Here is a 26580-nt window from a genome sequence, read left to right on the forward strand (position 1 = left end):
TGTCGAAACTATGAATTATTAATGGAATCTTCCGAAAATATAACCAAATTATCCGCCATAAAACTTTTATTGAATAAAATTTAAACAGGCTCTAAGTATAAATTTCAGCAATTAAATCAATTTAAAAGCAAACTAAAATCAGCTATTATTCTTTTATTTTTTTGTAAATTATCGGCTAAAAAATCATTAAAATTGATAGAAAAACTACAACAACATTACGGCTATTTATTTGAAGATGCTTTGCTTGAACAAATAGCCAGCGTAGCGGTATATAAAGAGTTTAAAGAAAATACGGTAATCATTGATGCCGATAGCGCTATCTTTTCTATTCCGTTAATTCTTAGCGGCGCAATTAAAGTTTTAAGAGAAGACAAAGACGGCGATGAATTGGTGTTGTACTACATTGAAAAAGGCGATACCTGTGCTATGACGCTTTCCTGTTGTATCAGCGAAACCAAAAGTAAAATTAAAGCTGTTACCGAAACCGATGTTACGGTGTTAATGATTCCGAAAACTAAAATGTCGGAATGGTTTACTAAATATAAAAGCTGGCAAGAATATATTTTACAAAGCTATCATTCAAGGCTTAATGAATTTATTGAAGCAGTCGATTCTATCGCTTTTTTAAACATGAACGACCGTTTATTAAAATACTTAAAAGATAAAGCAATGGTTATTGGAAATGATGTTTTAAATGTTACTCACCTACAAATTGCCAACGATTTACACACCTCAAGAGTTGTAATTTCTCGACTTTTAAAAGCGCTAGAAAGAGAATCAAAAATTAAATTACATCGAAATCAAATAAAAATATTAGAGTTTTAATTTCACAAGGAAACAGTTTCTCAACACAAAAACAACTCTTTTCAGGAAACAATAAAGCAATAACCTTAAAATAAGATTATTGCTTTTTTTCGTGACCTCGAAGAGAACAGAACCCGCTTAATTTGTAATAATCAGCAATTGAACTAAAAACACTACAAACCTAGTAAAATTAACTACTTATAGTTAATTCCAAACCAAAAAAGCATTAAGTTAGATTAACATAAATTACAATAAGTTAAATTTTTTTCGGGATTATTTCGGAATAACACTAATTTAGCCCCTGTAAAAATGTTTGTTATGAAAGTTAAATTTTTTGTTCGTGAAAATTACCAAAATCAGAAAATATACGTCCGTGTTTGGATTAGTAAAAAATTAGATGAGAGTACTTCTACAGGTTTTAAAATAAATAAAGGCGATTTTTCTAATACATACCAAAAACTTAAAAATAAAAGTACCATTAAGAACCGTACCGATATAAATAAAAAATTATCGGTACTAAGCGAGTACTTAACAGATTCTTATAATTATACAGTAGCAAATGACAATCATTTTTATAAAGGTTGGTTAAAAAATAATGTAGATAAGTTTTTTAATCGTGTAGAAGATGGCGACAAGTATAAAAAATTCTTAATTGATTGGATTAACTACTACATAGCTACTGAAACCCTAAACAAGCAAACAGGTAAACCAATTACTGACGGAACTAAGCGAAAAAATAAAAGTATTTTAAATACATTGATTTCTTTTGAAAAACATTTAAAAAGAAATATCCAATTAAAAGAAATAAATTACAACTTTTATAAGGAGTTTGTAAGTTTCTGTATTAATAAAAAAGGTTATACACAAAATACAACAGGAACGAAAATAAGAGGGCTTAAAATGTGGCTGAATGATGCCAATAAAAGGGGCTTTTGTAATATTGATTTGTCAGATTTTAAAGGAATGACAAACGAAACTAAGGATGTTTATTTGACAAATACAGAAATTAATAAAATATTTGAGTTTAATTTTAATGATAATTTAAGACTGCTAAACGCTCGTAACTTGTTAATTATCGGCACACGTACAGGTTTGCGTGTTTCTGATATTATGCGATTAAATAAAAAAGATATTGCTAACGATATGATTACCATTAAAACCCAAAAAACAGGGGCGACAGTTGTAGTACCATTACATCAGCAAGTTAAATATATTTTAGCCCGAAATAATGGAGAATTTCCGAAAGCAATATCAGACCAACGTTTTAACGATTATATAAAAGAAATATGTTTAAAGGTTGGTATTACTCAAATTGTAGAGGGTGGGAAACAAAACCCAAAAACAAAGCGTAAAGAATTTGGTAATTTTCCAAAGTGTGAATTAATAACCTCGCATACTTGCAGGCGTTCATTTGCTACTAACTTATACGGTAAAATTGACAATAGTACAATAATGGGCATAACAGGGCATAAAACAGAAAAAGAGTTTTTAAAATATATAAAAGTTACATCAACAAGACACGCTGATAATTTACAGAAATTATACAATCAGCAAGAAAAAGAAAATCCAACAAAAGCCCCGCTAAGATTGGCTAAATAGTTACAATTATGGTTAAAATATATTACAAGCATTTTAGGTTTTTATATATTACATAAATATCTACTTCCGAGAGTTCATTTAAAAACCTCATCAAAACAAACGATTTAAGCAATTGTAAAAAAGCAATAGTATATTTTGTTATTGTTGTTTATTAAAGCCCTTGGCAGTATGAATGTATTTATTTTAGATGAGGTTTTAAGATATTCATTTAGCTACTCAAGATAAAACTTTGATTGCTTCAGCTTCATTTGTTGCCCACGGATAAAACATTGAAAACATCTACTTCAGAAAATTCATTTAGCTACTCAAGATAAAACTTTGATTGCTTCAGCTTCATTTGTTGCCCACGGATAAAATATTGAAAACATCTACTTCAGAAAATTCATTTAGCTACTCAAGATAAAACTTTGATTGCTTCAGCTTCATTTGTTGCCCACAGATAAAACATTGTACCAGGGTATTTTTACGGACACTTTAAAACCTCATCTAAAACAAACGATTTAAGCAATTGTATAAAAGCAATAGTATATTTTGTTATTGTTGTTTATTAAAGCCCTTGGCAGTATCAATGTATTTATTTTAGATGAGGTTTTAAGATATTCATTTGATATAAATCTTTTAACCAATAAAAAAGCCCCGCACAAGTTGTGCAAGGCTTTTGAAATAGCTTTTAAATAGTTTTTAAAGTGAATTTGCAAAGATTTTAAAATCTTCAATAGTGGCAAAGGTTTTTAATTTATCGTTAATAATAACCTGTATTTTACTGCTACCATCTTTTGTAGAAACAAATAATTCTTTTATATCTACATTCAATACATCGGCAATTTTTAATAATAGTTCAAATCGTGGTTGCCTTTTATTGTTTAAAATCATACTGATTGCGTTTTCTGTTTTATCAACTTTTCGGGCTAATTCTTTGCCTGTAATACCTTTCTCTTTTAATAAATCTTTTAATCTTAGAATATTCATAGTACAATTTTTTAAGTTGTACAAAAGTAGTAAATAAAACAGAAACGATAATTAAAACAATAAAAATAATCATTTCTGTTTGGCTGTATTATTATTTCTGTTACATTTGCATTGTAAAAATAAAACAGAAACGATAATTTTATATAATAATACTATGTACACACAAAAAGAAATGTTAGAAACTTTAGCCGATTTTATAAAAGAACTTGAAAAAAGCAAAATGATAACATTGCATACAGGCACGGAATTAGAAATTTTAGCAAACCGATTTTTAACAGGACAAAAATTATAATTATGAAAAAGATTATCAAAATAGAAAAAGTAAATGTTATCAGCAAAAACCTAGATACTGTACAGGTTAAAAAGAGAATATCAGTATTTAATAAAATAGCAATCAGCTACTGTATGGGGTGGCATTGGTTAGACTTTTATCAAAATAAAGAAAGTAAATGTTATCAGCAAAAAATTAATTAAAAAAACTATTTCAATTTTTAGATTATGAATAACAACAAAGGAGTGTTTAAGATGGAAATTAAACAGAGTAATTTGATATTTAAACCAACTACATTACAATACCTACAAAGTGGCGATTTTGTAGAGGACGTGGACTATTTACACAGTCGTGAAGATTTAAAAAATAGTTTTTATAAAAGACTATTAAACGGACTTAGTAATAATGCTGATTTAATTTTTACCGATAAAATAAGCATTGAAATGCAAAAAGAAACGATTAACAAAATTGATGCGATATGTAAATATGTTACCGAAAACTTAGAATTATACAATAAGATTCTGCAAATTTTACCGCAAACAAAAAGCATTTATAACAGTCGGAAACCGTGTAAAATTATTGCATTAAAACAAATCTGAACCTCATCAAATTGAAAGTTAAAAAGCCTTGTACGTTGATTGTATAAGGCTTTTTTATTGCCTTTTTTTATCTTAAAAATAAATATAGTTAATGTGTCTGAATAAAAATAATAGATTTTATTTTGTGTATTAATTAATATAGATTAGTTTTGATACTATTAAAAACAGTAATATAAATCAAATGAAAACTTATACAGTAAGCGTAAAACATTACTTAAACACGACCTTAAAGCCGTCAGTTGTTGATGGTAAATTATATTATCCTGTATATTTAATGATTAACGCAAAGCGTAAAACATCACGAATAAAAAGCCTTGTTTTTTTAAATAATTACACAGTTGAACAATTTAAAGAAAAAAACGAATGTATAAAAGAAAAAATTGTTTTTGAAATTGGTATAATTGAACGAATACTAAGGCTAACGGTTCGAGAATTAAAAGAATATAATACAACCTTTTTCAATGCTTATACTAATTTTTGTTTTGATGCTGTAATTACTATGGTTGATATTGATAAATATTGTTATAAGTGGGATGGTTTAAATTTTAAATTTTTAAATAGTTTATTTTTAAAAGATTTATCTAGCGGTAAAAAATCACTTAGAATATTAGATTTTTTTAGTAATGAAATACAAAAAGACGTAAATAAGGAACTAAAAAAACAAATAGAAAATAATAAATTAAGTTATTCAGCTACGGAGGTGCTAAATGATTTTAATAAAATGGTGTTTTATGACTTGTTAGAATACTTTAATTTTTATTTAAAAGGTAGCAAAAAGACTAGAGAATTAGTTTATAAGTATGATTTATCCTATATAAAATTCCACGGTCAAAAAGATATATTAAGTAAGTATAATATAGTTTTTTTAAAAAATAAATAACGTAAATAAAAAACACATCCTAAAAAGGGTGTATTTTTTAAAAAACAAACATCTGAATAAAAATAATAGACATTTTTAAGTAATAAGTGTCTGAATAAAAACAATAGACTAATTTTGAATGTTATGAGTAAAAAAATCATTTTAGAGGGTATCACATCAGCGGATTTAGTAAGCCAATTAGCTAAATCAGTAAAGGAATTATTAACCAATAAAGAAACCACCCCAACGGAGCAAACGCCTGAATTTTGGACACGCCAACAAACAGCCGACTTTTTGAGTGTATCTCTAGTGACTTTGTTTAATTGGAATAAGAAAGGAATTTTAAAAACTTATAGAGTAGGGACAAAAGTATTCTACAGAAAAAGCGATGTTTTAGAATGTTTAAAAAAGTCAAAATGATACAGAATAATATACAGGTTATTCAGTCCGTAATGGATGAAACGGCAACATTTAATTACCATACAAAGGAACTTAAAAAAGCCGTTGTACAGCAAATTATTAACGCTTTAGGTTCTTATAAGAAACCTTGTAAAAAAGGTAGCTTAATAATTCCGCACCCTAATTTGTTAGGGGCTTATTTGTGTGTTTCTAACGTCCGCAATGCCTGTAAATTATGTTTGATAGGTGTTAATGATTATACTGAAACATTGCAAATAATTCAGTTAAACAATGAAATAGCAATCAGCTTATTATATGCTATAAAAAACACTTCCATCAAATGTATAAGATAACCACGGACGGAATATGTAACGAATATAATAAACCGTATGTATTGATATGCGAAAACAATCCATTAACGGCAGTAATTATCGATTTTAAAAGGATAGTTAATTGATTGATGGTGTAAACATAGAAGTAAATAAAAGCCACGCTCAACAATGGTTTGAAAACTCGTATTTAGATTTTAGTTACCACGATAGCGTGAACGCTGAAAACTATAACGGTGCTTTTTATTTGGCTAAATATCGAGGTTTACATTTTGTAGTGTGGGTGGATAAAAAAAACGATTTAAAGCCTTACAAATTAGATGTTAAAGGCTCATTACATCGGTATTACAACAAAGGCAAACATAATTATAATGATTTTACAGTCGAGCAACTAAAAGCCGTTTTAGTAGATTTAGAAACTAAATTTAATATAAATTCTAATACGGTAATATTACACGGTTTTGAAATTGGCGTAAATATTCATATACCAATTGCAGTAAGCGAGTTACTTAAAAATTTAGTAGTATTTAAAAACAATGAATTTATACCAATGCGTATTGGTTCAAAAGGCAGACGGCAAACAGTTGGCAAAATAATAGAACAACAACGCCAAACCCAAAAATACTACGACAAAGGCAAAGAATTTAATTTAAAAAGTAAAAACCTTGCTCGTTTTGAGTTATCATTTAACCGTATGCAAGGAGTTAAAGATGCTATAAGTTCACTTGTTAAAAGCAAGGCAGTACCGCAATTATACGAAATTAAAAACCTTACTGATTTAGCTGATTTAAGTAAGGTAAAACCTCTTATAAATTGCCTTGTTGATAGGTGGCTAGAAATTATCTACTATGATAAGAGTATTAATATAAGAAACCTATCTAATGAAGAAAAAAGAAGACGCTATATTTATCTAGGAAACCCTAGAAATTGGATTGACTACAACAAAGAGCAAAGGCGACTAGCAAAGAAACGATTAGCACGGCTAATGGATAAGCACGGCTCAACTACTCAAAAAGAAATATCTGTATTAATCGCTAATAAATGGAATGAATTAACAGCCGAAAATGTCCACTTTTTAACAGGGGGTGCAACTGATAAAAGTCAGCAACAAAAAAATATAAATGTCCACTTTTTAACAGATAATATACACGGTTACAAAGTGGATATTAATAGTAAAACTAATACTACAAATAAAACACCTAAAAGCCCCCAAAAAGCAATAGTAAAAAAACGTATTTGTAAAAGTTGTAAAAATGATATTTCACACAAAAGAGTAAATGCGAAATACTGCAATAAGAAATGTAATAATATATCTAACGGAATTATTAGAACTATGAAAAACAGAAAAAGAATAATACAAGAAAAACAGGATTTAATAAGATTACTAAAATTACTCCCTAAAAATAAAATATGGCTAATGATTAGCTATAAAACAGATTCGGGAATTTATACCGATACTTTAAAACAATCAGAAATAAAAACCTCTAAAGATTGGATTAAATCAGTACAAAAAGTTTTAGTAACGGAACACCGAAAAAATGCCCCGCCAATTATATTAAATAGTTATCGTGCAAGAAAATTATTATCTGAAATAAATACAAGAAATGGCATATAATCAAAAGAACCTGTTAAAAAGAATTATAAGAGTTCAGACAATTGTGTTACAGAAACAATACGAAAATGAAGATATAACTTACAAGGAACTTTATTGGAAGTTTATACAACCCGAGTTTTTAATTTCTTACAGAACGTTTCACACGTATTTAGGAACACCCGCAAAAAGAGAATTAAAGAAATTAGAAAATAATTTATCCGTAAAAAAAGAAACGCCTAATCTTTTTAGTAGTAAAAATGTAAATATTTAGGATTATAAAAAAATACACTTTGTAAGAAAATGAAAACAAAAATATTTAATTCTGTTTCTGAAATAGGGCGAACACCTACGGAAGTAATACAAACAATTTCGGATTTAACTAATAAGGGTGTAAGTGTGTTTATTGCGTCAAGTATTGAAAACTCAAAAAGCAATTACAAAGGCAGACAAAAAGGAACTAAAACACCATCATCGGAATTTTTAAAGAAAAATAAAACGATAGCAAATGCAATAAGTAAGAACCCTAGTATTTCATTGCGTAAAATAGCTATAAAAACAGGCGTTTCACACTCTAAGGTTGCCAAGGTTAAGAAGATGCTGATTAGTGAAAAAAAATATCAATTTGATTTGTTAGAAAGTATAAAAGATATTGAAAACAAAGAGTAGTGTTTTACCTGTTTTTATTGCTTTTTTGGCTACTCTTAGCCCTCTTATTAAATTAGAAAATAAAGAATATCAAAACACAAATACAGGGCTTTAAAATGCTTTAATCATCATTTAGCGTAATTCAATGTTAATTTTAATTATCATTTTTAGCGTGTCCGCCCTTTGTTTGTGTTAATTATGATAATTTATTGTAATGATATTTTAATTTACAAATGTTTTCATCTTATCAAAACAAACGATTTAAGCAATTGTAAAAAAGCAATAGTATATTTTGTTGTTATGATTTATTAAAGCCCTTGGCAGTATCAATGTATTTATTTTAGATGAGGTTTTAAGATAAAACTTAGATTGCTTCTTCTTCATTTAAAAACCTCATCTAAAACAAACTATTTAAGCAATTGTAAAAAAGCAATAGTATATTTTGTTGTTATGATTTATTAAAGCCCTTGGCAGTATCAATGTATTTATTTTAGATGAGGTTTTAAGATAAAACTTTGATTGGTTCAGCTTCATTTAAAAACCTCATCAAAACAAACGATTTAAGCAATTGTAAAAACGCAATAGTATATTTTGCTGTTATGATTTATTAAAGCCCTTGGCAGTATCAATGTATTTATTTTAGATGAGGTTTTAAGATGGAACTTTATTTTTTTACCGTGTGCAAAATTTCTTTGCATAGGACTTAAAATTTTAAACAGTCAAGATTTCTTTTACAGTTCGTTTTTTAGTGTTTTTTTCAAAGCTTCGGACTTTTTCGGAACTATTTCGGAATAATACGAAATTTAAAAAACCCTAACCGCTGTATTACAGTCGGTTAAGGTACTTGAGTGGTGACCTCGAAGAGATTCGAACTCCCAACCATCAGAGCCGAAATCTGATATTCTATCCAGTTGAACTACGAGGCCATTTTAACTTAAAATTTAAGCCAATGTTTTTTTAACAATTGCTGATATTGTTGCGCCATCGGCAACTCCTGCTAATTGTTTTGATACCATTCCCATAACTTTACCCATATCTTTCATTCCTGTTGCGTTTGTTTTGGCAATAACCTCAGTCACTACTTTTGCAATTTCTTCTTCGGATAAAGCTTCAGGCAAGAACTGCTCTAAAACTATTGCTTCTTCAAGTTCTGGTTTTGCTAAATCATCTCTTTTTTGCTCGGTAAAAACAGCGGCACTATCTTTACGTTGCTTCACTTGTTTTTGAATGATTTTAAGCGCTTCTTCTTCTGATATTTCTGTAGCTGTCCCTGTTTGAGTATTTGCAATCATAAAAGCAGATTTTAAAGCTCTAAGCGCCGTTAATGCAACGGTATCTTTTGCTTTCATAGCTACTTTCATTTGTTCTATAACTTGTTTTTGCAATCCCATTTTTTATTTTTTTAAAGTTAAAAAATTCCCGATTAAACGGGAATTTCTAAATATTTTCAAAAGATATCTTTATTAATCTACATTATCGTGTAAAAATGAATTATTAGAACGCGATAAATTGTTATTTTCTGTATTTAATTTCGTGTCTGATTTACTAATTGATGAATCAGTATTAATATCGACACCTAATCGTTTATAAGCAGGCTGACGCTCTATTTCATCAATATTTTTGCTTACCTGATCGTTAAATTTGTAATTATATCCTTTCATTTTATCACGTCGTTCTTGCGTTCTTTTTTGCAATTCCGAAATGGTAATGCTTAATGGTGATATTTCTTCAGCAGTAGCATCATTTTCATTAATATCTTGTGTTTTTTTTGTTCTCACCTGAAACCTCAATGCTTCTTCAACTTCTTCTTTAACTACAGGATTTGAACTTTTTCTAATTGTTGGCTCTGCATCAAAAGTATCTAAAACATAGCGTTTTTCAACTTGCTGGTTTGCTTCTGAAGCAGTAGGATTTGTATTTTTAATCTCCTTTGGTTCGTTACTAGGAGCTTCCGTTTTTGGAGCTACCTCATCATAAGAATTTGTAGGCAAATCAAACAATAAATCTTGCTCAAAAGGCTCTTGTGGCACTTCTTTATATTCACTTGCCTGATTAGCTATATTGGTAATAATAAAATCATCTTCAGAAACCGTATCTGGTGTAATTTCATCATAGACTACGTTTATAGCGGCTATATTATCTGTAGGTCTGTTTGGTTTAAACCTTGGTACTTCTTGCTCGTCATCATCATCCTTTAAAACAGTAACAACCCTACGAGGTTTATCGGTAGAAAGTGGTTCGTTTACAGAAAGTGGTTCATTCACTCCCAATCCGCCTTGTTTGCGGTTTCCAATAGTATGGGCTGTAGCATCTTCATCTTCTAAAGTATGAACAATTTTAGGCACCTCTGTATTGGTAATCGTTCCTTGTTGATCGGCTGTAAAACCTGTAGCAACAATGGTTACAGAAATACCATCTTCTAAGGTTTCATCTTCTCCAACTCCCATAATAATATTGGCATCATAACCCGCTTCATCTTGAATATGCTCGTTAATTTCACCTATTTCATCTAAAGTTACTTCATTAACTCCTGAAATAATTAACAACAGTACATTTTTAGCACCTGTAATTTTATTATCGTTTAATAACGGAGAATCCAACGCTTTTACAATGGCATTTTTAGCACGGTTTTCACCTGCTTCTTTTGCTGATCCCATAATAGCAGTTCCACTATTAGAAAGCACTGTTTTGGCATCGTGTAAATCAATATTTTGCTTGTAGTGATGTGTAATTACCTCTGCAATTCCTTTGGCTGCTGTTGCTAAAACCTCATCAGCTTTAGAAAAACCAGCTTTAAAACCTAAATTTCCGTAAACCTCTCTTAATTTATTGTTATTAATAACAATAAGAGAATCTACATTTCTGCGAAGTTCATCTATTCCATCTTGTGCTTGCTGACTACGTCTTCTTCCTTCAAATTGAAACGGCATTGTAACGATTCCTACCGTTAAAATATCCATATCTTTTGCTATTTTAGCAATAATAGGCGCTGCACCAGTACCGGTACCACCTCCCATACCAGCGGTAATAAAAACCATTTTGGTATGCGTGCTTAGCATTTGTTGAATTTCTTGAATACTTTCGGCAGCTGCTTGCGCTCCAACATCAGGGTTTGCACCCGCACCTAACCCTGAGGTTAAATGTGCACCTAATTGAATTTTATTAGGAATCGGACTGCTTTCTAACGCTTGTGCATCTGTATTACAAATTACGAAATCTACTCCGTGAATTTGCTTACTAAACATGTGATCTACAGCATTACTTCCTCCCCCACCAACACCAATCACTTTAATAGCATTCGACTGTGTTTTTGGCATATCGAATGAAATGTTATTGAATTCTGTGCTCATAACTTTCCTTTTTATAATTTTTATTTACACTTCTATTTTGAGGGGATAAAAGGTGTTTTTAGTTTTGTTTTATTTTTATAATAACTTATTCTGCGTTGTCTAAGAAATCTTTAAATCTTTCTGTAAATTTATCAAAAAAAGATTTAGATTTCTCTTTCGCTTTATATTTTTCTTGCTTTACCTCTTCTTCTAAAAACGCTTCATTATCGATTTCGTTTTCATCTTCAGATGTTACTGGTTCCTCAGGAATAACCTCTTCAGGCACTTCTTTTACCTCCTTTTTTAAGCCTTCCATTAGCAAACCGACTGCGGTTGCATATGCTGGGCTAGATAAAGCTTGGTCAGAATCATCTGCTAAATGCTCATCTGGGTATCCTATACGAACGTCCATTCCTGTTATATATTCTACTAATTGTCGTAAATGTTTTAACTGCGATCCACCACCTGTTAATACAATTCCTGCAATTAGTTTTCCTTTTTCGGTTTCATGCCCATAATTTTTTATTTCTAAATATACATGCTCTATAATTTCTTGTACTCTTGCATGAATTATTTTTGATAAATTTTTAAGGGTAATTTCTTTTGGCTCTCTACCTCTTAAACCAGGTATAGAAACAATTTCTGTTTCTTTATTTTCTCCCGGCCATGCAGATCCAAATTTCACTTTTAATAACTCTGCTTGCTTTTCAATAATTGAACAGCCTTCTTTTATATCTTCAGTAATTACATTTCCTCCAAAAGGAACTACAGCTGTATGACGAATAACACCGTCTTTAAATATTGCTAAATCAGTAGTACCACCACCAATATCAATCAAAGCAACTCCTGCCTCTTTTTCTTCTTGACTTAGTACCGCTGCTGCCGATGCTAATGGCTCTAAAGTGATTTCTGATAAATTTAAGCCAACACTTTTTACACATCTGCCAATATTTCTAATAGAAGAAATTTGACCAACTACTACATGAAAATTGGCTTCTAATCGTCCGCCATACATTCCGATAGGTTCTTTAATATCTGACTGACTATCTACTTTAAATTCTTGTGGCAAAACATGAATAATTTCTTCACCAGGTAACATTACTAATTTATGTACCTGCCCTACCAAACTTTCAATATCAGCTTCACTAATTACCACATCAGACTTTTCACGTGTAATATAATCGCTGTGATGTAAACTTCTAATATGTTGCCCTGCAATACCTACCACGACATTTTCTATAGACTGCCCTGAAATACTTTGCGCCTCATTAACTGCCTGCTCTATAGATTCAATTGTTTGCGTAATGTTGTTTACAACACCACGTTTTACACCTAAACTTTTAGCTTTACCAATACCCAAAACCTCTAATTTATCGTACTCATTCTTACGACCAATCATTGCTACAATTTTGGTAGTACCAATATCTAAACCAACGGCAATTTTATTGTTTTTCATCTTGCTTTTGTTTTGTGCACACAACTTGGTTGTGGTATTTTACATTTATTGTCTTATATTTTTTAATTGTTTTATCAATCAATGCTTTATTATAAAATGCGATGAGTTTTTTAAACTTAATCGCTTCGTTTTCTAACTTTCCAAAAATTATTTTATAACTACCACTACGAACGGTAAATATATATTCCTTTTCTCTATTTTTTTGAATTGCTACAATTTCTTTACTAAAAAAATTATAGTTTTCAATTTTTTTTATCAACTCTATTAACGCTGCTATATCTTGCGCATTGCTACTCACTCCTGATATTAACGGCACTCTTGCCGAAAAATTTGATGATAACGGAATTTCGACACCAAATTCATCAATATAATAAGACGCATGTTCATTTACAATACGAGCTATTGGTTTACGCTGTTTTATCAATGTTTTCAATACACCATCAATGGTCAAATAAACAGTTGCTTTTTCAACATAAGGGTTTCCTAAAACATTCGTTTCTAAAAAGTGTAAATTTACTACTCTTTTTCGTTGATTTTTAACAAAGCCACTATTTTGTATTAACATTTTATCAACCATACTGTGTGTCAAAAAGTTATTATCACCCTCTTCAAATTCAACTACGGTGTTATTTACTTCTTTTAAACCATTTTTATTGCTTGTGAACCCATATAAAAAGCCTAAAAAAAGCAACAACAAGAAAAAAGATACGTATGTAGCTATTGTTTTCATTGTTAATTTTTATGTTTTTGGATTAAATCATCTCTTATACCATCTATCAATAAACCGATATCCCCCGCACCAATCATAACTATAATATTAGACCCTTTTTTTAAAATTTCGTCACTTAATTTATCTTTAGAAATTAATATTTTATTTTTTAATTTTACTTTTTCTAATAACCAAGATGATGTTACCCCTTTTATAGGTAATTCTCTTGCGGGGTAAATATCTAACAACAATAAGTCATCAAACTTAGAAAGAGCCTGAGCAAAATCAGTTACAAAATCTTTTGTTCTGCTAAATAAGTGCGGCTGAAAAACTCCTAATATTTTTTGATTCGGATACATTTCTCTTACTGAACTAATTACAGCATTTATTTCCGTTGGATGATGCGCATAATCATCTATCAATACTAAATTTTCTGTTTTAATCTTATAGGAAAACCTACGCTGAACGCCCGTAAAAGTTTTCAACTGATTTTTAATATCTTCTAACGTAACACCATGAACATCTGCCATTGCTAAAGCAGCTAAAGCGTTCATCATGTTGTGTTTTCCTGGTAAATTAAATGTGATATTTTTTATAGTTTCTGTAGGAGTATCTACATCAAAAACATAAGCACCTGTTCCTATTTTTACGTTATATGCCCTATAATCGGCAGCTTCATTTACCGCATAAGTTAGCCCTTTTAATGGTAGTCCTTTTGCTACAATTAAAGTATCAGAAACCTTATTTGCAAAATCTTTAAAAGATTCTTGTAGCATTTCATTTTCACCATAAATATCTAAATGATCGGCATCCATAGAAGTAATACAAGCAATATTTGGCGATAATTTTAAAAACGATCTATCAAATTCATCAGCTTCTACAACCGATATTTTATCTTCTCCTAAAATTAAATTTGAATTGTAATTTTCTGAAATTCCGCCTAAAAAAGACGTTGCTTTTTCAGGCTGCATAATATGCCCTAAAATTGCCGATGTTGTTGTTTTACCATGCGTTCCTGCAACAGCTAAACATTGAGTATTTTTGGTGATTTCACCTAAAATTTCAGCCCTTTTTAAAATCGTAAAGCCATTCTTTTTAAAATAAGTCAATTCTTGATGTGTACTCGGAATTGCGGGTGTGTAAACAACCAGTGTTTTTTGAGTATCTAAACAAGAAAGTGGTATATTTCTCACTCCATCTTCAAAGTGAATTTTTACGCCAATAGTTGCTAATTTTTTGGTAATCGGACTTGGCGTTTTATCGTAACCAAATACGTTTTTTCCGTTTACAGAAAAATAACGCGCAATTGCACTCATACCAATCCCTCCAATTCCTATAAAATAGACGTTATGTATTTCTTTTAAATTCACTAATTAATTAATTTTTCTATTTGGTTAACGATATCTTTTGTTGCCTTTGGCAATGCCAATTTCTTCATATTCTCACTTAAATCGGCTTGTTTTTTGGTATCTTTTAACAATATTTCCAATACTTTTGAAAATTCTGTCAGTTCTTTTTCTACCACCAAAATCGCGCCATTTTTATCAACAATTGCTTTGGCATTTTTAGTTTGATGATCTTCCGCTACATTTGGCGACGGAATAAAAACGGTAGGCTTACCAACAATACATAATTCAGAAACCGAACTTGCTCCTGCTCTTGATATTATAAAATCGGCAGCAGCATACGCTAAATCCATTTTATTTAAAAAGGCATAAACTTGCACGTTTTCTAAATTATTATAACGCTTATAATCGTCAATATAAAGTTTTCCACACTGCCAAATTAACTGCACGTTTTGAGCCTTAAAAAAATCTAAATTTGCTTCAATTAATTCATTTATTTTTCGAGCGCCTAAGCTTCCTCCTAAAATTAAAATTGTTTTTTTAGTTTTATCTAATTTAAAAAAAGTTTTTCCTTCGGATGTTTTCTCGGTAATGTTCAATAAATCTTGTCGTACGGGATTTCCTGTTTTGATAATTTTATCCTTCGAAAAAAAACGTTCTAAACCATCGTAAGCAACACATATTTTATGCGCTTTTTTACTTAGTAATTTATTGGTAATTCCTGGGTAAGAATTTTGTTCTTGCACCAGAGTTGGAATGTTTTTTTTACCTGCAACCATTAATGTTGGTCCACTTGCAAAACCACCTGTTCCAATGGCAATATCTGGCTTAAATTTTTTAATAATAACCTTTGCTTTCCATAAACTATGGACTAATTTCACAGGAAAAAGTAAATTTTTAAAGGTAATTTTTCTTTGGATTCCTGAAATCCATAATCCTTTAATTTCATAGCCAGCTTCCGGAACTTTTTGCATTTCCATTTTATCTGAAGCACCTACAAACAAAATTTTTGCCGATGGATAACGCTCTTTTATTTCGTTTGCAATGGCAATCGCTGGGTAAATATGCCCTCCAGTTCCACCGCCGCTTATAATCACATTAATCGACTGTTTCATGTAAAATATTTAAAGGATTATCATCTAAAATAGCTTCTTCTGTTTCATTTTGAGAAGCACTCACGCTTAATATCATTCCTAAGGCAAAACAGGTCATCCAAATAGATGTACCTCCACTACTAATTAACGGAAGTGTTTGCCCAGTTACAGGTAATATATTTACGGCAACTGCCATATTAACCATTGCTTGAAATACAATTGGTATTCCAACGGCAAGCACCATTAGTGTACCAAAAATAGTCGTTGTTTGTTTAGCGGTAATTAAAATTCTTAATAATAATACCAGATAAATAACGACAATTACCACAGCACCTACAAGCCCCCATTCTTCAATAATAATGGCATATATAAAATCGGAAGAAGACTGTGGTAAAAAATTTTTCTGCACACTTTTACCCGGGCCTTTTCCTATCGCCCCACCTGTTACGATGGCTATTTTTGCTTTTTCTACTTGATAATTTTCTTTTATATCTGTTTTATAAAATCCTTCAATCCTACTTTGCCAGGTATTTACACGGTTTGGCATTACCCCAGGAAAAGCCTTTGCTACCAGTACAAAAAACACCAATGAAAGAACCCCTATACCAATCACATTACCAATATATTTTAATGGATATCCTCCAATAAAAGTTAATAGCAATACCATTAAAAACAGAAGTGCTGTTGTTGAAAAGTTTGCCGGAAGTATTAAAAATAAAATTAAAGAAACAGGCAGCCATAATTGCAACAAACTTTCTTTAAAGTTTATAAATTTTTCTTTATTCTTTGCCAAATACCTTGAAACGTAGGTCATCAATACCAATCCTGCTAAAGTAGAAGTTTGAAAACCGATGCCTACAAACGGAATCCGAATCCATCTACTAGCATTTGCACCGCCTATTATTTTTCCTTGTGCCAAGGTAAATATCAATAATAAAACAACTACGGGAAGCATTAAAACTGCCGCACCACTAAAATACCTGTACGGAATTTTATGAACGCCATAAATAACGGCAAAACCAGTTATTAATAAGACAACATGTTTCATCAAATGTCCTAGCGTAGAGCCATTACCAACCACGTAAACTAGGTTCGTACTTGCGCTATATATAGGCATAAATGAAAATATTGCTAGCAATGCCACAATAGCCCAAATAGTTCTGTCTCCTTTTATTTGCTTAAAAATAGTTTTAATCAATCAGTTTGGTTTTATAAATTTTTAATTGCTTCTTTAAATTTTGTGCCTCTATCTTGATAGTTTTTAAATAAATCAAAACTCGCACATGCTGGCGATAACAAAACAGTATCGCCTGAATTTGCTAATTCACTTGCAACTACTACTGCTTTATCGGCTGTTTTAGTTTCAATAATAACAGCAACAAGATTATCAAATGTTTCTATAATTTTTTGATTATTTTCTCCTAAGCAAACAATCGCTTTTACTTTTTCTTTTACCAAAGATAATAACTCCGTATAATCATTTCCTTTATCAACACCACCAACAACCCAAATTATTGGAGTTTTCACACATTCTAGTGCATAAAAAACAGCATTCACATTGGTTGCTTTACTATCGTTAACAAATTGTACACCGTTTATTTTTTCTACATATTCTAAGCGATGCTCAACAGCTTTAAAATTTGACAAACTTTTAGCTATTCCATCAGTACTTACTGCTAATAATTTTGCAGTTATTGCAGCTGCCATTGCATTTTTGATATTATGTTTTCCTTTTAATGCAAGCTTGTCTATTTTAATTAAAACTGCTTCTTCATCCTTTTTTTCTTCGGATGAGTTTACCTTTAAAATAACGGTATCATTTCTTAAAAAAGCCCCATAAGTTAATTCTCTTTCTATTGAAAACGGAATTTTTTGAGCTGCTGTATGGTTATTACCTAACCAGCTTTCGATAGCTTTATCATCGGCATCATAAATTAAAAAATCGGTTACTTTTTGATTTTTTGTAATGCGAAATTTTGAATTGATATAATTTTCATACTTATAATCATACCTATCTAAATGATCGGGTGATATGTTGGTAATAATTGCAATATGTGGGCTAAAATCAATAATTCCATCTAGCTGAAAGCTACTCAATTCTAACACGTAATTTTCAGGTGATTTTTCAGCCACTAACTGCGCAAAACTATCGCCAATATTACCACCAATACAAACATTTAAACCAGCATTTTTAAGCAAATGACCTGTTAATAATGTGGTCGTAGTTTTTCCGTTTGAACCTGTAATTCCTATTATTTTAGCTGCGGTATATTTTGCGGCAAATTCAATTTCAGAAACCACTTTTATACCTTTTAAAATTAACGCTTGTATTAGCGCTATTTTATCAGGTATTCCTGGGCTTTTCATAACAATATCTGCATTAAAAATTGCCGATTCGGTATGTTTATTTTCTTCGAAATTAATATGCTGCTCTAAAAGTACTTTTTTATATTTTTCAGCAATCGTTCCTTTATCAGAAACAAAAACCTCAAAACCTTTTTGCTTGCCCAATAATGCCGTTCCAACACCACTTTCTCCACCGCCAAGAATAACCAACCTTTTCATATTATCTTAATTTTAAGGTTACAATGGTTAAAACTGCTAGTAAAATTCCAACAATCCAAAAACGAGTTACTATTTTACTTTCGTGGTAATTTAATTTTTGATAATGATGATGTAATGGTGCCATCTTAAAAATACGTCTTCCTTCGCCAAACCTCTTTTTTGTATATTTAAAGTAAAAAACTTGAAGTATTACCGATAAATTTTCCACTACAAAAATACCTGCTAATATTGGCAATAGCAATTCTTTACGAATAGCAATAGCAATTACGGCTATAATTCCACCGATTGTTAAACTTCCTGTATCGCCCATAAAAACTTGGGCAGGATAGGTATTATACCAAAGAAAACCGATTAAAGCACCCGCAAAAGCGAATATAAAAACCGTCATTTCACCAGAATTAGGAATATACATGACATCTAAATAATCGGCAAAAATGATATTTCCTGAAACCCAAGCAAATATTGCCAAAGCAATTACCATAATTGCAGAAGTTCCTGCGGCAAGCCCATCTATTCCGTCGGTTAAATTAGCACCGTTTGAAATTCCTGTTACAATAAAAACAACGACGAATATAAATACAATCCAACCGTATTTTTGATAATCATCACCTAAAAAACTAAGTGCTTTTGCATAGTCTAACTCATTATTTTTTAAAAAAGGAACGGTAGTTTTTGTTGATTTATGCGCCTCTCCAAATACCTTTATCTTACCATTAACTTGTTCTGTTTGCTGACTAGCAGGAAGCTGTTCTTTCATGGTAACATTTGGGTGAAAATACAACATAGACCCAACAATAATACCTAAACCAACCTGTCCTAACACTTTAAAGCGCCCTTTTAAACCTGCTTTATCCTTTTTAAATACTTTTATATAATCATCTGTAAAACCAATAAGCCCCATCCAAATAGTGGTTATCAATAAAATAATGATGTAGATATTTTCTAATTTTGCCAATAATAATACCGGAACTAAAGTAGCAAGGATAATAATAAGCCCTCCCATTGTTGGTGTTCCTGCTTTTTGAACCTGTCCTGCTAAACCTAAATCACGTACCGTTTCGCCAATTTGTAATGTTCTTAAAAAGTTGATAATTCGTTTTCCAAAAATAGTAGAAATTAACAATGACATAATAAAAGCCATTGCTGCACGAAAGGTAATAAACTGAAAAACACTAGCGCCTGTTAGGTTAAATTCACTTTCTAAATATTGAAATATATAATATAGCATTTATGCTTTTTTTAGTTGATTAAAACAATTTTTCACTTCCTCCAAATCATCAAAATGATGTTTTACACCATTTATTTCTTGATAATCTTCGTGTCCCTTTCCTGCAATTAATATAATATCTCCTGTTTTGGCTAATTTACATGCTGTTTTTATTGCTTGTTTTCTATTTAAAACTGATAGTGTTTTTTTGTAGTTTTCAGCCGATACTCCTGCTTCCATTTGATCAATAATTAGCTGCGGATTTTCAGTTCGAGGATTATCCGAAGTAAATATTGCCTGACTACTTAATTGTGCCGCAATTAGTGCCATTTTTGGTCGTTTTGTGGTATCTCTATCGCCACCGCAACCTACAACAGTAAAAATATTTTGAGTATCTGTACGAATATCATTAATTGTTTGCAATACATTTTTCAACGCATCTGGCGTATGGGCATAATCAACAACGGCAGTTACTCCATCGCCTGAAATAACATATTCAAAACGACCGCTAACGCTTTCTAAATCGCTTATTAACCTTAATGTTTCTAGTTTTTCTAATCCTAATAAATTAGCAACACCAAAAATAGCTAACAAATTAGAGGCGTTAAATTCACCAATTAATTTTGTCCAAACCTCAACAGCATTTATATATAATAAACTTCCTGAAAAACGTTTTTCTAATACCTTTCCTTTAAAATCAGCAAGAGTTTTTAAAGCATAAGTTTGCTTTTTAGCTTTGGTATTTTGCAACATTATTTGCCCATTTTTATCATCAATATTTACCAAGGCAAATGCCGATTTTGGCAAAACATCAAAAAATGATTTTTTAACATCTCTATATTCTGCAAACGTTTTATGATAATCTAAATGATCGTGCGATAAATTGGTAAAAACACCCCCTACAAAATGTAAACCTTCGGTACGTTTTTGATGAATTCCATGCGAACTCACTTCCATAAAACAATGAGTTACTCCTGCATCAATCATTAATGATAAATACTTGTTTATCGCTAATGAATTTGGTGTGGTATGCGTTGCTTTATGCTCTTTATCATCAACCATAATTTTTACGGTAGATAACAAGCCTACTTTATGCCCCGCTTTTTTAAAAAGTTGATACAATAAACTAGCAATCGTTGTTTTTCCATTGGTTCCTGTAATTCCTACTAATTGCAATTTTTTTGATGGATTATCATAAAAATTAGCCGCCATAATAGCTAAAGTAGCATCCGAATCAGTTACCTCAACATAGGTAATGTCTTGTTTTTTATCCGAAGGAATATCCTGGCAAACAATAACTGTTGCTCCTAAATCAATGGCTTTTTCTATAAATTGATGCCCATCAACAGTACCGCCTTTTTGAGCAATAAATACATCGTTTTTTTGTACCAAGCGGCTATCAAACACTACTTCATTGATACTTGCTTGAATAGTTCCATAAATTTTATTTACAGATACTTTATATAATATGTCTTTTAATTTTTTCAATTATAATAACTTTAAATAAACGGTTGCTCCTTTTGATACTTTTACACCATTATCAATAGATTGTTCTGTTACTTTCCCCATTCCTGAAAACTCTACATGTAACCCCATATTTTCTAATAATGCAATGGCATCCATAGCGCTCATACCTATCACTTTAGGCATAATCGTTTTATATTTTATTAATTTATTGTAATAATCTTGATATTCTTTATCAATACTTTCTGACGAAATTTCATCAGATACTAATTGATTGTTAATAGGCGTTGTAGTATAAATTTTTTGAGCAATATCTTTAAATACCGGTGCAGCAACCTTAGCGCCATAATATCCTTTATCTTTATCGGGGCTATGCACCACTACAATACATGAATATTTAGGTTTATCCGCAGGAAAAAAACCAACAAAAGAAGCTACATATTTTTTATTAGAATAATGCCCATAAACCGTTTTACCCGATTTATTTTTATGTTTAGGAGTCCATTTTTTAGCTGTTCCTGTTTTCCCTGCCATAGAAAATCGTGAAGAATACATACTTTCAGCTGTTCCTTTTTTCACCACATTTTCCATTACCTTTCTAACTTTATTAATGGTGTTTTGAGAGGCAATTTTTTCTTTTAAAACAACCGTTTCAAAACGTTTCTCAACCTTACCCCCCATCCTTAATTCTTTTACAAAATAAGGTTTCACTAATTTTCCATTATTTGCTACTGCATTATAAAAAGTTAATGTTTGTAGGGCTGTTAAATGAACTCCATACCCCCAAGCCATCCATTCTAATGAAATCGGACTCCAACTTTTTTCTGAAGGATTTGGAATATATGGTTTTCCTTCTCCTTTTATTTTAACATCAGTAAGTTTATCTAAGCCAAAAGATTCAATTCGTTTTATAAACTTCTGCGGATTTTTATCATAATTTTTTCGAATCGTTTTTACAATTCCAACATTTGATGAAACCTCAAAAATACGTGCCAATGAAATTTTACCATGACCGCCATTTTTGCTATCTTCTACCTTTCTATTGTTGATAAAAATTCTACCATTTCCACAATCAACAACGTCAGAAGTATCCGCAACTCGGTCTTCTAGAACAGCCATTAAACTCGCTAATTTAAACGTAGAACCAGGCTCATGACTTTCCCAAACCGCATAATTTCTTTTTTCGTAATATTTTCCTTCGGATGTTCTTCCTAAATTAGAAATCGCTTTAATTTCACCTGTTTCAACTTCCATTACTACGGCACATCCGTGGTCTGCTTCGAAATAATTCAACTGCCTAAGCAACGCATGATGGGTAATATCTTGAATATTAACGTCAATCGTGGTAATAACATCACTACCATCAACGGGTTCTTTTTCATTAACATCATTAATAGGTTTCCATTGCCCTTTGGCAATTTTTTGCTTTAAACGCCAACCGTTTTCACCTTGCATATAATCGGCAAAAGCACCTTCAATACCCGCGCCTCCTTTTTTATTGTCGTAGCCAATTGTTCGGGCAGCAATCTTACCGATAGGATGCACTCTAACCGTACTTTGTTCAGCAATAAAACCACCCCTGTAAATACCCTCGTTAAAAATTGGAAAAGTTCTCATTTTCGCACAATTATTATACCCAACATTTCGGGCAATTAATAAATAGCGATTTTTTCGTTTTCGAGCCCGTCTAATTTTATCTTGATAATAACGAGCAGGTTTTCCTAACATTTGAGATAATGAGTCCGATAAAGCACGTATGTTTTTTTCAAACACCGCCGATTTTACCACAACAGCATCCATTCTAATGGTATATTTTGTGATCGAAGTTGCTAGCAGATTTCCATCAGCTGCATACACATTTCCTCTATTGGCAAATATGGTATCGTTTTTTACTGTTTTTTCTAAAGAAAGCTTACGATACTTGTCGCCATCGAAATATTGAAGTTTAATAACCCTAAAAATAATAAACAATAAAAAAAGCGTCATTAAAACTACCACCACATAGAGCCTGTTTAATATGCTTTTTTTTATAACCATTTTTAATCTATTATTTTTTAGTTGTTACTTTTATTTTTTGAGGCGGATTTTTTGCCGGAAACAAGCCTTTTGACTTTACTTTTGTTCGAATACTACTTTCTAACCTCATTTTAGTTAGCTCTGTACTGGTATCAAAATCTTCGGCTCTGAGCTCTCTTTTTTTCCTATTTAGTTTTGCTATTTTCACTACTTTGGCATCTAAACGGTGAGAACTCGATATCATAATTAATAGTAAACTCACTACAAAAATTAAGATACCCCAATTATTAAACGAATTATCATCTGTTAAAAATCGCCCTCGTAAAACATCGTAAATTCCCTCCTTTACTTTTGACATTATTTTAGTGTTGCTATTCGAAGTTTGGCACTTCGCGCTCTATTATTTACTTTTATTTCCTCCCAAGTCGGTATAATTAACTTGCCTATTTTTTTCAAAGGAACCGTAAAATTCCCATAAAAATCTTTTTCTGGCTCACCAACAAACAACCCTGTTCTTATAAAACGTTTTACCAATCGGTCTTCTAGTGAATGATATGAAATAATACTTAACCTACCTTGCTCGTTTAACAAACCAGGCATTTGCTCTAAAAGTTCTTTTAAAACCTCTAGTTCTTGATTTACTTCAATTCTAACAGCTTGAAATATTTGCGCTAATATTTTATGTTCTTTCGCTTCAGGAAGAAATTCTTTTAATACCTCTTTCAACTGAAAACTCGTATCAATTGCTTCTTCTTTCCTAGCCTCTACAATTTTTTTAGCTAACATTCTGGCATTTCTTAATTCGCCATATAAAAACAAAATATCCGCCAAACGCTCTTCGCTATATTTGTTGATAATTTTTTTAGCAGATAAATCAGATTTCTGATCCATTCTCATATCTAAATCAGCATCAAAACGAGTAGAAAAACCTCTATCAGCTTCATCAAACTGATGAGAAGACACGCCTAAATCGGCTAAAATACCATCTACTTTTCGAATACCATAAAAACGCAAAAATCTAGAAATAAATCTAAAATTTTCACCTATTAAAACAAAACGACTATCGTCTATTACATTTTGTGCAGCATCAGGATCTTGATCAAAAGCAAACAGCCTTCCATTTTCGCCCAACCTACTTAATATTTCTTTTGAATGACCACCGCCACCAAAAGTTACATCTACATACACTCCATCCTCTTTAATATTAAGAGCATCGACACTTTCCTTTAACAAAACTGGACTATGATAATTCATCTACATCTTCTATATTTCCCATTATTTCTTCTGCCAAATCAGCAAAATCAACAACAGCGTCATCAATTACTTTTTCGTATCTTTCCTTGTCCCAAATTTCAATGATATTAACAGCTGAACAAAGCACTACCTGCTTTTCAACACCTGCAAACAAGCACAAATCTTTTGGTATTAACAACCTTCCTGAAGCATCTATTTCTAGTGTTTTTACACCAGCGGTAAACCTTCGGATAAAATCATTATTTTTTTTCACAAACCTATTTAATTTGTGAATTTTTTGCATTACTAAATTCCATTCTTCCATTGGATATAACTCCAAGCAAGGCTGAAATACAGACCTTTTAATAATAAACCCATTTTTTAACACTGCAAAGAGTTGCTTTTTGAATACTGATGACAACATTAGCCTACCTTTAGCATCTATTTTACATTGATATGTTCCGGTTAAATTTATCAATTTTAAAATTCTGTAGTTTGCATCAAAAATAAAAAAAAAATACCACTTCTTACCACTTTGCTCCACTTTGTTCATAAGTTTTAACAGACCATTTAAAAAACTGATTACTAGCCCTTTTAACACCTACAAGAAGCCCCCTATAATAAAACTGAAAATATCACAAAAAAGAACTACATTTGTGGTTAAGTCAAACGGATAAATTAATGGGTGATTTTTTAAAGAAAGAAGGCGGTTTTACATATGCTGAAGCAGGAGAAGGAAGGACGCTAATCGTACTACATGGTTTAATGGGAGCGTTAAGTAATTTCGATGAAACATTTAAACATTTTTCTAAAAAAGGATATCGGGTTTTAATACCTGAACTTCCTTTATACACACTACCTTTACTAAAAACAAACGTAAAAAATTTAGCGGATTATGTTCATGATTTTATTGAATATAAAGGACTAAAAGACGTGGTTCTTTTAGGAAATTCATTGGGTGGTCATATCGCTTTATATTACACAAAGTGTTACCCTGAAGATGTAGCAGCAATTGTGTTAACAGGTAGTTCTGGTTTATATGAAAAATCAATGGGAGATAGTTACCCTAAAAGAGGTAATTACCAGTATATTGAAAACAAAGCTAGAGAGGTTTTTTACGACCCTGAAATAGCAACAAAAGAACTCGTTGATGGTATTTATGACATTGTAAATGACCGAATTAAGGCATTAAAAACCTTGTCTATTGCTAAAAGTGCGATCCGTCATAATATGGCAAATGATTTGCCAAACATGCACCAACCAACCTGTCTTATTTGGGGTAAACAAGATGGTGTAACACCACCAGAGGCAGCAGAAGATTTCCACAAAAAATTACCAGATTCAGATTTATTTTGGATTGATAAATGTGGACACGCAGCAATGATGGAAACTCCTAAAGAATTTAATGAAATTTTAGAAGCTTGGCTTTCTAAAAGAAATATATAACAGCACAACTTATATTTATGAAAATAAGATCTGCAGATTTTGTAATGAGCAACAGTAATGTTATGAAAGCCCCAAAGGATAGAATTCCTGAATACGCTTTTATAGGTCGCTCAAATGTGGGTAAATCTTCGTTAATCAACATGTTGATGCAACGTAAAGATTTAGCCAAAACTTCTGGTAAACCAGGAAAAACACAACTAATAAATCACTTCAAAATAAACGAAGAATGGTTTTTAGTCGATTTACCAGGGTATGGTTATGCTCAAATTTCTAAAAAGAAAAGAACTATTTTTCAATTTTTTATTGAAAACTATTTCAAAGAAAGAGAACAACTTGTTTTTACATTTGTTTTAATCGATTCTCGCCACGATCCGCAAAAGATTGACTTAGAATTTATGCAATTTTTAGGTGAAAATCAAATTCCTTTTGGTATCGTTTTTACAAAAGCCGATAAATTAGGTTCTTCTAAAATAAACAACCAAATAGCCAACTACAAAAAGAAATTATTAAAACATTGGGAAATACTTCCTACTTCTTTTCTTACTTCTTCGGAAACAGGCTTAGGGCGTGATGAATTTTTAGCTTTCTTAGAAAGCACGAATGAAACGGTTCTTAAAGATTTCGAATAATTTACAGCAATCATATTT

At 31.1% G+C, this 26580-nt stretch carries 28 protein-coding genes and 1 tRNA gene; 13 read left to right on the plus strand and 16 right to left on the minus strand.

Annotated elements, in window-relative coordinates; genetic code table 11:
- Nucleotides 1-192 precede the first annotated feature (192 nt).
- Both AQ1689_RS07520 and AQ1689_RS07525 read left to right on the plus strand, forming a co-directional pair.
- Complete coding sequence (locus AQ1689_RS07520; protein ID WP_101955687.1) at nt 193-825, plus strand: Crp/Fnr family transcriptional regulator; 633 nt, start codon at nt 193-195, stop codon at nt 823-825.
- 297 nt (nt 826-1122) lie between these two features.
- Nucleotides 1123-2403 carry a tyrosine-type recombinase/integrase gene (locus AQ1689_RS07525; protein ID WP_172505598.1) on the plus strand — a complete coding sequence of 427 codons (1281 nt, stop codon included), beginning with the start codon at nt 1123-1125 and terminating at the stop codon, nt 2401-2403.
- 681 nt (nt 2404-3084) lie between these two features.
- Here AQ1689_RS07525 and AQ1689_RS07530 read toward each other — a convergent pair.
- On the minus strand, nt 3085-3372 hold the full coding sequence (locus tag AQ1689_RS07530; protein ID WP_101955689.1) for a helix-turn-helix transcriptional regulator: 288 nt from the start codon (nt 3370-3372) through the stop codon (nt 3085-3087).
- Between the two features lie 154 nt (nt 3373-3526).
- On the opposite strand from AQ1689_RS07530, the gene AQ1689_RS07535 reads away from it, so the two are divergent.
- The 9 genes from AQ1689_RS07535 to AQ1689_RS07575 all read left to right on the plus strand — a co-directional run bounded on the left by AQ1689_RS07535 (nt 3527) and on the right by AQ1689_RS07575 (nt 8089).
- Nucleotides 3527-3664 carry a hypothetical protein gene (locus tag AQ1689_RS07535; protein ID WP_180947555.1) on the plus strand — a complete coding sequence of 46 codons (138 nt, stop codon included), beginning with the start codon at nt 3527-3529 and terminating at the stop codon, nt 3662-3664.
- 2 nt (nt 3665-3666) lie between these two features.
- Entirely contained in the window at nt 3667-3846 is a 180-nt protein-coding gene (locus tag AQ1689_RS07540; RefSeq protein WP_101955690.1) for a hypothetical protein, read from the plus strand.
- 24 nt (nt 3847-3870) lie between these two features.
- Nucleotides 3871-4242 carry a hypothetical protein gene (locus AQ1689_RS07545; protein WP_219618439.1) on the plus strand — a complete coding sequence of 124 codons (372 nt, stop codon included), beginning with the start codon at nt 3871-3873 and terminating at the stop codon, nt 4240-4242.
- Between the two features lie 181 nt (nt 4243-4423).
- Nucleotides 4424-5122: a hypothetical protein gene (locus AQ1689_RS07550; protein ID WP_101955692.1), complete on the plus strand. Its 699-nt coding sequence runs from the start codon at nt 4424-4426 to the stop codon at nt 5120-5122.
- A 123-nt stretch (nt 5123-5245) separates the two neighbouring features.
- Entirely contained in the window at nt 5246-5521 is a 276-nt protein-coding gene (locus tag AQ1689_RS07555) for a MerR family transcriptional regulator (RefSeq protein ID WP_101955693.1), read from the plus strand.
- Complete coding sequence (locus AQ1689_RS07560) at nt 5518-5853, plus strand: hypothetical protein (protein WP_145993741.1); 336 nt, start codon at nt 5518-5520, stop codon at nt 5851-5853. Before AQ1689_RS07555 ends, AQ1689_RS07560 begins: the two co-directional genes overlap by 4 nt.
- A 100-nt stretch (nt 5854-5953) precedes the next feature.
- Complete coding sequence (locus tag AQ1689_RS07565) at nt 5954-7444, plus strand: hypothetical protein (protein ID WP_101955695.1); 1491 nt, start codon at nt 5954-5956, stop codon at nt 7442-7444.
- Nucleotides 7434-7694 carry a hypothetical protein gene (locus AQ1689_RS07570; protein WP_101955696.1) on the plus strand — a complete coding sequence of 87 codons (261 nt, stop codon included), beginning with the start codon at nt 7434-7436 and terminating at the stop codon, nt 7692-7694. Before AQ1689_RS07565 ends, AQ1689_RS07570 begins: the two co-directional genes overlap by 11 nt.
- A gap of 29 nt (nt 7695-7723) precedes the next feature.
- The gene (locus tag AQ1689_RS07575) at nt 7724-8089 is read left to right on the plus strand and encodes a hypothetical protein (RefSeq protein ID WP_101955697.1); all 366 of its coding nucleotides are present in this window, start codon (nt 7724-7726) and stop codon (nt 8087-8089) included.
- An 828-nt stretch (nt 8090-8917) separates the two neighbouring features.
- On the opposite strand, the gene AQ1689_RS07580 is transcribed toward AQ1689_RS07575, so the two are convergent.
- The 15 genes from AQ1689_RS07580 to mraZ form a co-directional block, all read right to left on the minus strand.
- Nucleotides 8918-8994: transfer RNA gene (locus tag AQ1689_RS07580), tRNA-Arg, on the minus strand.
- Nucleotides 8995-9009: 15 nt separating this feature from the next.
- Nucleotides 9010-9459 carry a GatB/YqeY domain-containing protein gene (locus AQ1689_RS07585; RefSeq protein WP_101955698.1) on the minus strand — a complete coding sequence of 150 codons (450 nt, stop codon included), beginning with the start codon at nt 9457-9459 and terminating at the stop codon, nt 9010-9012.
- 72 nt (nt 9460-9531) lie between these two features.
- Nucleotides 9532-11418: a cell division protein FtsZ gene (gene ftsZ, locus AQ1689_RS07590; protein WP_101955699.1), complete on the minus strand. Its 1887-nt coding sequence runs from the start codon at nt 11416-11418 to the stop codon at nt 9532-9534.
- A gap of 85 nt (nt 11419-11503) precedes the next feature.
- Complete coding sequence (gene ftsA / locus AQ1689_RS07595; protein WP_101914577.1) at nt 11504-12853, minus strand: cell division protein FtsA; 1350 nt, start codon at nt 12851-12853, stop codon at nt 11504-11506.
- Complete coding sequence (locus AQ1689_RS07600; protein WP_101914578.1) at nt 12840-13583, minus strand: cell division protein FtsQ/DivIB; 744 nt, start codon at nt 13581-13583, stop codon at nt 12840-12842. Before AQ1689_RS07600 ends, ftsA begins: the two co-directional genes overlap by 14 nt.
- A gap of 2 nt (nt 13584-13585) precedes the next feature.
- Nucleotides 13586-14932 carry a UDP-N-acetylmuramate--L-alanine ligase gene (gene murC, locus AQ1689_RS07605; RefSeq protein WP_101955700.1) on the minus strand — a complete coding sequence of 449 codons (1347 nt, stop codon included), beginning with the start codon at nt 14930-14932 and terminating at the stop codon, nt 13586-13588.
- The gene (gene murG, locus AQ1689_RS07610) at nt 14932-16023 is read right to left on the minus strand and encodes an undecaprenyldiphospho-muramoylpentapeptide beta-N-acetylglucosaminyltransferase (RefSeq protein ID WP_101955701.1); all 1092 of its coding nucleotides are present in this window, start codon (nt 16021-16023) and stop codon (nt 14932-14934) included. The genes murC and murG overlap by 1 nt, the downstream gene beginning before the upstream one ends.
- The gene (locus AQ1689_RS07615; RefSeq protein ID WP_101914611.1) at nt 16007-17197 is read right to left on the minus strand and encodes an FtsW/RodA/SpoVE family cell cycle protein; all 1191 of its coding nucleotides are present in this window, start codon (nt 17195-17197) and stop codon (nt 16007-16009) included. Before AQ1689_RS07615 ends, murG begins: the two co-directional genes overlap by 17 nt.
- Nucleotides 17198-17211: 14 nt before the next feature.
- The gene (gene murD / locus AQ1689_RS07620) at nt 17212-18567 is read right to left on the minus strand and encodes a UDP-N-acetylmuramoyl-L-alanine--D-glutamate ligase (RefSeq protein ID WP_101955702.1); all 1356 of its coding nucleotides are present in this window, start codon (nt 18565-18567) and stop codon (nt 17212-17214) included.
- 1 nt (nt 18568) lies between these two features.
- Nucleotides 18569-19795, minus strand: a complete 1227-nt coding sequence (gene mraY / locus AQ1689_RS07625; RefSeq protein ID WP_058884182.1) for a phospho-N-acetylmuramoyl-pentapeptide-transferase — start codon at nt 19793-19795, stop codon at nt 18569-18571.
- A complete protein-coding gene (locus tag AQ1689_RS07630; protein WP_101914583.1) occupies nt 19796-21262 on the minus strand; it encodes a UDP-N-acetylmuramoyl-L-alanyl-D-glutamate--2,6-diaminopimelate ligase in 1467 nt (488 codons plus the stop codon).
- The gene (locus AQ1689_RS07635) at nt 21263-23275 is read right to left on the minus strand and encodes a penicillin-binding protein (RefSeq protein WP_239759761.1); all 2013 of its coding nucleotides are present in this window, start codon (nt 23273-23275) and stop codon (nt 21263-21265) included.
- 10 nt (nt 23276-23285) lie between these two features.
- A complete protein-coding gene (locus AQ1689_RS07640) occupies nt 23286-23612 on the minus strand; it encodes an FtsL-like putative cell division protein (protein ID WP_058884179.1) in 327 nt (108 codons plus the stop codon).
- Nucleotides 23612-24508 carry a 16S rRNA (cytosine(1402)-N(4))-methyltransferase RsmH gene (gene rsmH, locus AQ1689_RS07645; protein WP_101914585.1) on the minus strand — a complete coding sequence of 299 codons (897 nt, stop codon included), beginning with the start codon at nt 24506-24508 and terminating at the stop codon, nt 23612-23614. The genes AQ1689_RS07640 and rsmH overlap by 1 nt, the downstream gene beginning before the upstream one ends.
- Nucleotides 24495-24965, minus strand: a complete 471-nt coding sequence (mraZ, locus tag AQ1689_RS07650; RefSeq protein WP_101914612.1) for a division/cell wall cluster transcriptional repressor MraZ — start codon at nt 24963-24965, stop codon at nt 24495-24497. Before mraZ ends, rsmH begins: the two co-directional genes overlap by 14 nt.
- 203 nt (nt 24966-25168) lie before the next feature.
- On the opposite strand from mraZ, the gene AQ1689_RS07655 reads away from it, so the two are divergent.
- Together AQ1689_RS07655 and yihA are read left to right on the plus strand one after the other, a co-directional pair.
- Nucleotides 25169-25933 (plus strand): alpha/beta fold hydrolase, encoded by a 765-nt coding sequence (locus AQ1689_RS07655; RefSeq protein ID WP_058884176.1) that lies wholly within the window; start codon nt 25169-25171, stop codon nt 25931-25933.
- 17 nt (nt 25934-25950) lie between these two features.
- On the plus strand, nt 25951-26562 hold the full coding sequence (yihA, locus tag AQ1689_RS07660) for a ribosome biogenesis GTP-binding protein YihA/YsxC (protein WP_101955704.1): 612 nt from the start codon (nt 25951-25953) through the stop codon (nt 26560-26562).
- Nucleotides 26563-26580 lie beyond the last annotated feature (18 nt).

The sequence above is a fragment of the Tenacibaculum finnmarkense genome, from assembly GCF_900239185.1.
In the GTDB taxonomy this organism is placed as follows: Bacteria; Bacteroidota; Bacteroidia; order Flavobacteriales; family Flavobacteriaceae; genus Polaribacter; species Polaribacter finnmarkensis.

Bases quoted from the DNA above. Each gene is read 5' to 3' on its own strand.
- AQ1689_RS07550 (WP_101955692.1), top strand. From the start codon at position 4,424: ATGAAAACTTATACAGTAAGCGTAAAACATTACTTAAACACGACCTTA.
- AQ1689_RS07655 (WP_058884176.1), top strand. From the start codon at position 25,169: ATGGGTGATTTTTTAAAGAAAGAAGGCGGTTTTACATATGCTGAAGCA.
- AQ1689_RS07640 (WP_058884179.1), bottom strand. From the start codon at position 23,612: ATGTCAAAAGTAAAGGAGGGAATTTACGATGTTTTACGAGGGCGATTT.
- AQ1689_RS07540 (WP_101955690.1), top strand. From the start codon at position 3,667: ATGAAAAAGATTATCAAAATAGAAAAAGTAAATGTTATCAGCAAAAAC.
- rsmH (WP_101914585.1), bottom strand. From the start codon at position 24,508: ATGAATTATCATAGTCCAGTTTTGTTAAAGGAAAGTGTCGATGCTCTT.
- AQ1689_RS07600 (WP_101914578.1), bottom strand. From the start codon at position 13,583: ATGAAAACAATAGCTACATACGTATCTTTTTTCTTGTTGTTGCTTTTT.
- mraY (WP_058884182.1), bottom strand. From the start codon at position 19,795: ATGCTATATTATATATTTCAATATTTAGAAAGTGAATTTAACCTAACA.
- AQ1689_RS07555 (WP_101955693.1), top strand. From the start codon at position 5,246: ATGAGTAAAAAAATCATTTTAGAGGGTATCACATCAGCGGATTTAGTA.
- murD (WP_101955702.1), bottom strand. From the start codon at position 18,567: ATGAAAAGGTTGGTTATTCTTGGCGGTGGAGAAAGTGGTGTTGGAACG.
- AQ1689_RS07530 (WP_101955689.1), bottom strand. From the start codon at position 3,372: ATGAATATTCTAAGATTAAAAGATTTATTAAAAGAGAAAGGTATTACA.
- ftsZ (WP_101955699.1), bottom strand. From the start codon at position 11,418: ATGAGCACAGAATTCAATAACATTTCATTCGATATGCCAAAAACACAG.
- AQ1689_RS07560 (WP_145993741.1), top strand. From the start codon at position 5,518: ATGATACAGAATAATATACAGGTTATTCAGTCCGTAATGGATGAAACG.
- AQ1689_RS07635 (WP_239759761.1), bottom strand. From the start codon at position 23,275: ATGGTTATAAAAAAAAGCATATTAAACAGGCTCTATGTGGTGGTAGTT.
- AQ1689_RS07575 (WP_101955697.1), top strand. From the start codon at position 7,724: ATGAAAACAAAAATATTTAATTCTGTTTCTGAAATAGGGCGAACACCT.
- AQ1689_RS07570 (WP_101955696.1), top strand. From the start codon at position 7,434: ATGGCATATAATCAAAAGAACCTGTTAAAAAGAATTATAAGAGTTCAG.
- yihA (WP_101955704.1), top strand. From the start codon at position 25,951: ATGAAAATAAGATCTGCAGATTTTGTAATGAGCAACAGTAATGTTATG.
- AQ1689_RS07545 (WP_219618439.1), top strand. From the start codon at position 3,871: ATGAATAACAACAAAGGAGTGTTTAAGATGGAAATTAAACAGAGTAAT.
- AQ1689_RS07525 (WP_172505598.1), top strand. From the start codon at position 1,123: ATGAAAGTTAAATTTTTTGTTCGTGAAAATTACCAAAATCAGAAAATA.
- ftsA (WP_101914577.1), bottom strand. From the start codon at position 12,853: ATGAAAAACAATAAAATTGCCGTTGGTTTAGATATTGGTACTACCAAA.
- AQ1689_RS07585 (WP_101955698.1), bottom strand. From the start codon at position 9,459: ATGGGATTGCAAAAACAAGTTATAGAACAAATGAAAGTAGCTATGAAA.
- AQ1689_RS07535 (WP_180947555.1), top strand. From the start codon at position 3,527: ATGTACACACAAAAAGAAATGTTAGAAACTTTAGCCGATTTTATAAAA.
- murG (WP_101955701.1), bottom strand. From the start codon at position 16,023: ATGAAACAGTCGATTAATGTGATTATAAGCGGCGGTGGAACTGGAGGG.